Origin of the sequence: Paraburkholderia sp. SG-MS1, from assembly GCF_012275575.1 — a bacterium.
Lineage (GTDB): Bacteria > Pseudomonadota > Gammaproteobacteria > Burkholderiales > Burkholderiaceae > Paraburkholderia.
Map to the genome: position 1 here is coordinate 1 of NZ_NPIH01000195.1, position 8258 is coordinate 8258.

At 70.3% G+C, this 8258-nt stretch carries 5 protein-coding genes; all 5 read left to right on the top strand.

The features are described 5' to 3' along the window. Nucleotides 1-61: 61 nt before the first annotated feature. On the top strand, nucleotides 62-1315 hold the full coding sequence (gene bcsZ / locus CIC12_RS14925) for a cellulose synthase complex periplasmic endoglucanase BcsZ (RefSeq protein WP_446728011.1): 1254 nt from the start codon (nucleotides 62-64) through the stop codon (nucleotides 1313-1315). A gap of 32 nt (nucleotides 1316-1347) precedes the next feature. Further along, nucleotides 1348-5259 carry a cellulose synthase subunit BcsC-related outer membrane protein gene (locus CIC12_RS14930; RefSeq protein ID WP_446728012.1) on the top strand — a complete coding sequence of 1304 codons (3912 nt, stop codon included), beginning with the start codon at nucleotides 1348-1350 and terminating at the stop codon, nucleotides 5257-5259. Nucleotides 5260-5291: 32 nt separating this feature from the next. Beyond that, nucleotides 5292-7397 (top strand): cellulose biosynthesis protein BcsE, encoded by a 2106-nt coding sequence (bcsE, locus tag CIC12_RS14935; protein ID WP_446728010.1) that lies wholly within the window; start codon nucleotides 5292-5294, stop codon nucleotides 7395-7397. Beyond that, nucleotides 7397-7603: a hypothetical protein gene (locus CIC12_RS14940; RefSeq protein ID WP_174772058.1), complete on the top strand. Its 207-nt coding sequence runs from the start codon at nucleotides 7397-7399 to the stop codon at nucleotides 7601-7603. Before bcsE ends, CIC12_RS14940 begins: the two co-directional genes overlap by 1 nt. Next, nucleotides 7600-8258 (top strand): cellulose biosynthesis protein BcsQ (gene bcsQ, locus CIC12_RS14945; protein WP_168664863.1); only part of this gene is annotated, 659 nt, incomplete at its 3' end. The genes CIC12_RS14940 and bcsQ, both read left to right, overlap by 4 nt.

The window sequence follows — 8258 nt, forward strand, 5'->3', positions numbered from 1 at the left end:
GGCGGTGGTTGTCGTGCGGGCGGTCGGCGTGGCGATGGCCCCGGCGGGTGCGTCGATGGCGATGGGCATGGACGCGCAACCGGTAATTGCGAAAGAGGTGACGCAATGGGGCGGCAAGGCGAATGCGGTCATTGCATCGAATGCTAACGCCGCTCATGCCGTTCTTGCGACTAGCGCAACCGACGCAACCAGCACAGCCAACGCGTCGAATGCGACTACCACGCCCCCCGCAAACTGCTCACTCTCTCCCTGGCCGCGCTGGCAACAATTCAAGCGCGATTTCGTTTCCGCCGACGGCCGCGTGATCGACGTCGGCTCAACCGATTCGCGCACCGTCTCCGAAGGCCAGTCGTACGCGCTGTTTTTTGCGCTGGTCGCGAACGATCGCGCGGCCTTCGACACGATCCTGCAATGGACCGAACAGCATCTCGCGCAAGGCGATCTGACCGCGCATCTGCCGGCCTGGCTGTGGGGCCGCGCGGACGATGGGCAGTGGAAGGTGCTCGACGCGAACGCATCGTCGGACGCGGACCTGTGGATCGCGTATGCGCTGCTCGAAGCCGGCCACGCGTGGCACGAGCGCAGTTACACGGCGCGCGGCGCGGTGCTCGCGAAGCGCGTGCTCGACGAAGAAACCGCCAGCATGGCCGGGCTCGGCCTGACGCTGCTGCCGGGGCCGGTCGGCTTTCATCCGGCGGCTGACGTGTGGCGCGTCAATCCGAGCTACTCGCCGCCACAAGTGCTTCGCGGCATCGCCACGCGGCTCCCGGACGACGCGCGCTGGGGGCGTCTTCTCGCGAGCAGCCGCCGGGTGTTGACCGATACCGCGCCGCGCGGCTTCGCGCCGGACTGGGCGCTGTATCGCGCGAAGCAGGATTTCGCGCCGGACCCGCAGACCCAGGCCGAGAGCGCGTATAACGCGATCCGCGTGTACCTGTGGGCCGGCATGCTCGACCCCGGCGATCCGCTTGCTTCGGCGCTGCTTGCGCGCTTCGCGCCGTTCGCGGATTTCATCGCCGCGCATGGCGCGCCGCCGGAAAGAGTCGATACGACGACCGGCGCCGTCGGCGCGAACATGGGCAACGCCGGCTTCTCGGCGGCCGCCGTGCCATTTCTCGACGCGCGCGGCGAACATGCGCTCGCCGATGCGCAGATCGCGCGCGCGGCGCAACTCGACCATGAGACGTCCGCTGGCTATTACAGCAGTGTCCTGAGCCTGTTCGCGCTGGGCTGGCGCGACGGCCGCTACCGGTTCGCCGCCGACGGCACCCTCGATCCACGATGGAGTTCGCCATGTCGCGCCTCGGCTCAGTGAAGCGCGCGGCGCGTCTGGCCGTGCTCGCGTGGATGGGCCTCGCGGGCAGCATGTGGGCGCAAGTCGCGCAAGCGGCGACGGCGCGTGCCGTGGCACCCCATGCGGCTTCCAGCGCGGCTCGCGCCGCCATGATCAGTGCGAGCCCCGGCGCGTCGGCCCCGCAGTACGCCGCCACCCAACGCCTCTTCGCCACCGCCCGCATGTGGTCGACCAAACATCGCGACGACCTCGCGTCGCAGGCGATCCAGAAAGCGCTGCTGATCGCCCCCGACGATCCGTCGTTGCTCGCCGAGCAGGTGCGCATCCAGTTGCGTCTCGGCGAGGCGCAAGCCGCCCAGGCCACGCTCACGCGGCTGCGGTCCGTCGCGCCGGGTACAGCCGCGACGCAGCAGATCGAGGACGAGTTCCGGGTCGCCACCAACGGCCGTCAGGAACTCGCGACCGTGCGTCTGCTCGCGCGCAGCGGCCAGTCCGCCGAAGCGACGCGCCGCCTGCTCGCGCTGTATCCGCACGGCGCGCCGTCGGGCTCGCTCGGCGCCGAGTACTACCAGATCATCGCCGGCACGCCTGAGGGCCGCACGCAGGCCATCGGCGCGTTGCGTCAGCGGGTTGCCGCCGACCCGTCCGACGTCGATTCGGCGCTGGTGCTCGCTAACCTGCTGAACGCGCGCGGCGAGACGCGTGCCGAGGCCAACCGCATCGCGTGGAATCTGGCGACGCGGGCCGACTCTGATCGCTCCGCCTCGCTCGACGCATGGCGTCACGTGCTGCAATCGGCGGGCGCGGACCCCGCGTATGTCGACGCGCTGCGCGCCTATCTGCAGCTCGTTCCGGACGACACCGAGTTCAAGGAGCGGGTCGCCGCGATCGAAGCGCGACTCGACGCGCAGCGGCAACTCGAACGCAACCCCGACTACATCGCGCAGCAACGCGGTTTGCAGGCGCTTGCGCGCAATGATCTAACGAGCGCGGAAGCGCTGCTCGCGCGCGCCGCGCAGGCGCGTGCGGACGACGCCGAGGCGGTCGGCGGCCTGGGTCTCGCACGCATGCGGGCGGGGCGGCGCGACGAAGCGCACGCGCTGTTTTTGCGTGCGGCCGCACTCGCGCCGGACAATCGCGCGAAATGGGAGAGCCTCGCGCGCGCGGCGCAGTTCTGGGGCACGCTCGCGCATAGCCGCGACGCGGCGGCGGCAGGCCAGCCGCGCGACGCGGAGCGCTTCGCGCGTGCCGCGCTCGCGATGGAGCCCGGCAACCCGGACGCGAAGCTGATGCTGGCCGATGCGCTGCTCGCGCAGCACGACTGGCGCGCGGCCGAACCCCTGCTGCGCGAACTGCTGGCCGCGCGCGAGCCGAGCATCGCGGCGCTGCGCAGCACGCAGACGCTGTTCGAGAACACCGGCCGCGCGGCACAGGTCGAGCCTTTGCTCGACGCCTTGCAAAGCCGCTTCACCGCCGCCGACGATCGCCAGAGCCTCGCGCAACTGCGCGCCGATCTGCTCGCGAGCCAGGCCGACAGGCTGCTGGCCGCGGATCAGCGGGGGCCCGCGGCGCAGCGCTACGAAGCGTCCCTGCGGGCCGCGCCCGATGCGCCATGGACGCGCTTTGCGCTCGCGCGTCTGTATCGCGATCTGGGCTTGCCGCAACTCGGCCGCGTCGTGATGGACGACGGCCTCGCGATCTCCGCCTCGCCCGAAATGCGCTATGCAAGCGCGCTGTACCGCAACTCGCTCGACGACGTCGGCGGCGCGCAAGCCGTGCTCGCGCCGATCGCCGAGCGGGACCGCACCGACGGCATGCGCGCGCTCGCGCGCAACCTGCAGGCGCAGCAGTGGCTCGTCAAGGCGCGCGCCGCGTTTGCGCTCGACGATCGCGCGGGCGCGAGCCAGGCGCTCGACGAAGCCCGCACACTAGCCGCCGACGACCCGAATCTGCTCGCGGCGGTCGGCGCGATGTGGATCGGGCAGGGTGAAGCGCAGCGCGGTCTCGCGCTGCTGCGAAACTGGATGGACGCTCACCCGCAGCAGACCGATGCCGACGTGCGCCTGCGCTATGGCGACCTGCTCGGCAGCGCCAGCCCGAAGATCGGCAACGCCGAACTCGACGCGTGGCTGACCCGCTTGCGCGACGATCCGCAAGTCACGCTCAGCGCCGCGCAAAGCGCGCGTCTCGAAGACGAGGCGCTGCGTCTCGTGCTGCGCGAAACCGACGAGGCGCTCGATCGTCAGGATTACCCACGTGCGCGGCAGTTGCTCACCCACGTGAGTCCGGCGGGCCGGCGCGACAAACGCTACGCGCTCGAAGTCGCGGATCTCGAACGCCTGCAAGGGCACTACGCGGCCGCGCGCGCCGCGCTCGGTCCGTTACTGGCCGCCACGCCCAACGACCCGGATGCGCAATTGGCGCTCGCCCGCGTGCTGGAGCAGAGCGGCGAGCGGCGCAGCGCGCTCGACCTGGTGCGCAGCGTGCTCGACGACGCCGCGCCCGACGATGTCGACACGCGGCTCTCGGCGGCGCGCCGGCTCGCCGCGCTGCGTCAGCCGCAGCAAGCGCAGCGGGTGACCTCGGCGTTGCGCGTTGCGTATCCGGCACGCCCGGACGTGACGGTGCAAAGCGGGCGCGTCGCGCAGGATCTCGGGCAATACGAGGAGGCCGCTTCGCTGTACCGTCTGTCGTTCGCGCAGGAGCGCGCGGCGGGCGTGAGCGCAGGTCCCGACGGCACCCCCGCGCAAGCGGCGCTCGCCGATCTCGAGCAGCGCCGCAATCCGGAAATCGAGACCGGCTGGCTGCCCGCGTATAAATCGGGCGATGCCGGCATCTCGCAGCTGCGCGCGTGGCAGGCGCCGGTGTACTTGCAGATTCCGTATCGCTACGACGGCCACTTTTTCGCTCACATCGACACCGTGCATCTGGATGCCGGCACGCTCGACCCGAGCGAAGCCAACGCGTTCACGCGCGATACGTTCGGCACCATCGGCGCGGCCGACAATCTCGCGGCCTCGCTGGGCATTCCGGCGCAGACCCGCGCCGCGCTGCTCGCGAGTTCGCCGTATCTGCATCAATCGGTGACCGGCGTGGCGCTCGGCGCAGGCTATACGTCCGACGCGTGGCGCTTCGACATCGGCACGACGCCGCTCGGGTTCCCGGTGCATTACCTCGTCGGCGGCGCGCGTTATGAGTTCGACGCCGGACCGGCGAGCTTTTCGGTCAGCGGCTCGCGGCGTCCCGAAACAGGCAGTCAGCTTTCGTACGCCGGCATGCACGACCCGGTGACCGGCACCGTGTGGGGCGGCGTGCGCCGCGACGGCATCGATCTGCATTCGGCGGTCGATGTCGGCATGACGAGTCTCTTCGCCAATCTCGGCCTGGGCATGCTGACGGGCCGCAACGTCGCGAGCAATCAGGAGGTGACGTTGCGCACGGGCTTCACGGTGCCGGTCTACCGGCGCGTCGACACGCTCGTGAGCACCGGTCTGGTCGGCAACGTGTGGCACTACACGAACAACCTGCGCTTCTATTCGTTCGGCCAGGGCGGCTACTACAGTCCACAGCGCTACCTGTCGCTCGGCGTGCCGATCGAATGGGCCGGGCGGCATGACGCGCTGAACTGGGATCTGACCGCGACGCTCGGGGTGTCCAACTCGTACGAGAAGAATTCGCCGTACTACCCGAACGGTTTGCCCGCCGGACTCGGTGCGGCGCCCGGACTCGGCACGCTGGTGAACACCGCGAGCTCGACGCGCGGCGTCGCGTTTTCGTATGGGCTCGCGGGCATCGTGCAATACCGCTTCAACCAGCATCTGCTGGCGGGCGCGCAACTGAGCATCGATCGTTCGCACGACTACGCACCGAGTTCAGCGCTGGTCTATCTGCGCTATACGTTCGACGCGCGCAAGCAGGACAACGGTCTGTCGCCGCGACCTGTGCGTCTTTACTCCAGCTATTGACCGGCGATGCAATCAGATCAGGGAATCCACGCGTGAGCACCGTTTCGAATCCACTCAAGCCAGCGGCGCCCGGCGCCATCGTGCGCCGCTGGCTGCAAGCCTTCGACCGCGCGGGCTCGCGAGCGGCCGCGCGCAAGCTCGGACGGCTCGCGCTCGACGGGTTGCCCGACGAATGGGCCTCGCTCGAAGCCGGCAAGCTCTACGCGCTCTATGCCGCGCCGCGCACTCCCGACGCGGATGCGCTGATCTGGCAGAGCGCACGCGCGGCGCACACACGCGATGTCACGGTCGTGCTCGCACGCGAGCGCGCCGACGTGGCGCAGCGTCTGCGCGAACTCGGCTTCAGCGCGAATGCACCGGCCTCGGGCTGGCCGCGCAATCTGAGCGTGCTGGCGATGCCGCAGACCGTCGGCGAGGCGGCCGATGCGGCCGATGGGATCGATGCCACGCAAGCCAGCGCGCCGCGCGCCGCACCCGTCGAACTCGCGAGGGTGTTCGGCGGTCTGCGCGCGCTCAAGCGCTTCGGATTGCGCTCGCGGTCGTTGTATTTCATTGAAGGCGCCGAGCGCTGGTTCAGCTGGGACGACGCCCGCGCGCTCGCACGCGAGGGCCGCATGCTGGCGAACTGGTGCGCGGCGCGCAAGCTCACGCTGGTGCTGCTGCTCGGCGCGCCGTCGGGCGAGGCCGAACTCGACGACACTGCCTGGCGCGCTGCGCGCCCATCGACGGACAACCCGGCCGCGCAGCATGACCGCAACGAATTTCACGCCGCGTGTGCCGGCGTCGCGCGCATGGAGCACACGCATGGCGAGTTGTTGTGGCACGTCGACTTCTGGCGCTCCGACCGCACGCTCGTGACCGGCGAAGTCCGTGCGCTGCGGTTCGCCGAGAGCGGCCGCCTGGGCGTCGCGGCCGATGCGCCAGGCGGCGTGATCGCACGCGGCGACGGGTTGCTTGCGCGCGACGAACAGCGGGTCGTGGTGAGTCGCGCGGTCGTGCGCGGCCATGAAGCATGGGTGCCGCCGCACTGGGAAGTGCTGGCCGATCAGGCGGCGGTGCTGGCCGCCTGCGCCGATGCCCAGGCGGCCACCGTGGTGCTCGACTACGCAAGCAGCGCGCAGCTCGACGCGCTGTGCGCGGCGGTCCATGCGCTGCGCCGCGAGGCGGGACGCGCGCTGAAGATCGTGATTGTCGAACGCGGGGAGGTCCTGCGTCATCAATACGAGCTGCTGGTGCTGACGCTCGGCGCCAACCTCGTGCTGGGCCGCGATCTGCCGTTCTCGCGCATGCAGTCGCTGCTGCAATCGTTGCAAGGGCAGCTTCATGCGCGACCGGTCGCCGCCGACTATCGCGCCGCGCTCAGCGCTGCGTTGAGCGACGCCGTGCTCGGCTATTTGCCCGCCGGCGCGTTCTGCGAGCGCGTGCGCACCGTGCTCGAACGCAGTGCCGTGCTGCAGTTGCCGCATGTGCTCGTCAAGTTGACGCTGCTGCCGCAATGCGCCCATGTCGACGCGCTGAGGCACTGCGTGCCGCGTCGCGAGGGGGACGTGTTTACCGCCGACGCGTCGCATCTGTACGTGTTCCTGTTCGCGTGCCGGCCGGCCGACGCGGATGCCGCGCTCGCGCGCATCTTCGATGTGCCGGTCGAGCGGATGACGAATGCGCTCGTGCATCTGGCGGAGCAGAGCATCGGCGATGAACTGGCTGCGCTGGAAGCGGCGAACCGGCGCGCGCGGATTGCCGACTACAGCGATCTGTTTGCGGCGCCGGTGCGTGCCAGCGATGCCGAGGGACTGAGGCAGAGCTTGCGGGTCGAACGCAGGCCGTTGGGAGCGGGTGAGCTGGCGGTAGCGGCGCAACTCGCGACGGTGGAAGAAGCGCTGAAGTGGGCACGTAGTGAGGCGCAGGAGGGTGCCGCTGCGTTTGCTGACAACGGCGCTGCGGATTGCGCGAACGCCGCGAACACCGAGGTCGCGCAGACCCCCGCAGCGATGAAACGCAACGCAGCGCACGCGGGCGCGTCGCCGCAGGAAAGCCAGGCCTCGAGCACATCGCGCCCAGCGACGCACCGCGCGACACCGCCGCGCCGCCATGCCGAACCTTACGCGATGCCGCTGCGAAACAAGGAGCACGAGTGATGGAATTTCTACTGACCTGTTTCGCCGCGGGCGTGGTCATCGCGGTGCCGGTATGGATCCTCTGGCAGCGCGGCGGCGCGCGTCGCGGGCTCGCGGCGATGCGCGGCTTCGATCCGCGCGACGCGGTGCGCTGCGACATCGAACCGGTTGCGCTGCGTGCCCGGCTGCTGCCGGACGTGCAGCGCGTCGACGAGGCCGCACGATGAAAACGATCGCCGTCGTTTCCACCGCCGGCGGCACGGGCCGCACGACGCTGAGTGCCGCGCTCGCGGTATTGCTCGCGCGGCGCGGCCGTCAGGTGGTCGCGCTCGACTTCGACCCGCAGAACATGCTCGGCGCGCATCTCGGGATCGACGGCCTCGCGCGTGCCGGGCTCGCGCAAGCGCTGCTCGACGAGAACTGCGCGTGGCATGCGCATACCTGGCGCAATGCCGAGGGCGTGCTGTTCGTGCCGTACGGCGAGGTCTCGCTCGCGCATGGCGCGCGCTGCGATGCACGGCTTGCCGCCGAGCCGCGGTGGCTCGCGAGTGCGCTCGCGCAACTCAGTCTGCCGCCCGATGGCGTCGTGTTGATCGACACCGCCCGTTATCCCTCGCAGCAGGCCGCGCAAGCCCTGCGTTGCGCCGACCTGGTGCTGTGCGTGACGCCGCCCGAACCGGGCGCCTGCGCGACGCTCGTCGCGCGGCTCGAAGACTTGCGGCGCGACGGCGCGAAACTGAGGATCATCGTGAACCGCCTGAATCCGGCGCGTGACATGCAGCGCGACGTGCTCGCGATGCTCGCGGCGGCGCTCGGCGATGGCCTGCCGCTCGCGCAGCGCGTGCATCTCGATGTGGCAGTGCCGGAGTCGTTCGCGCGCGG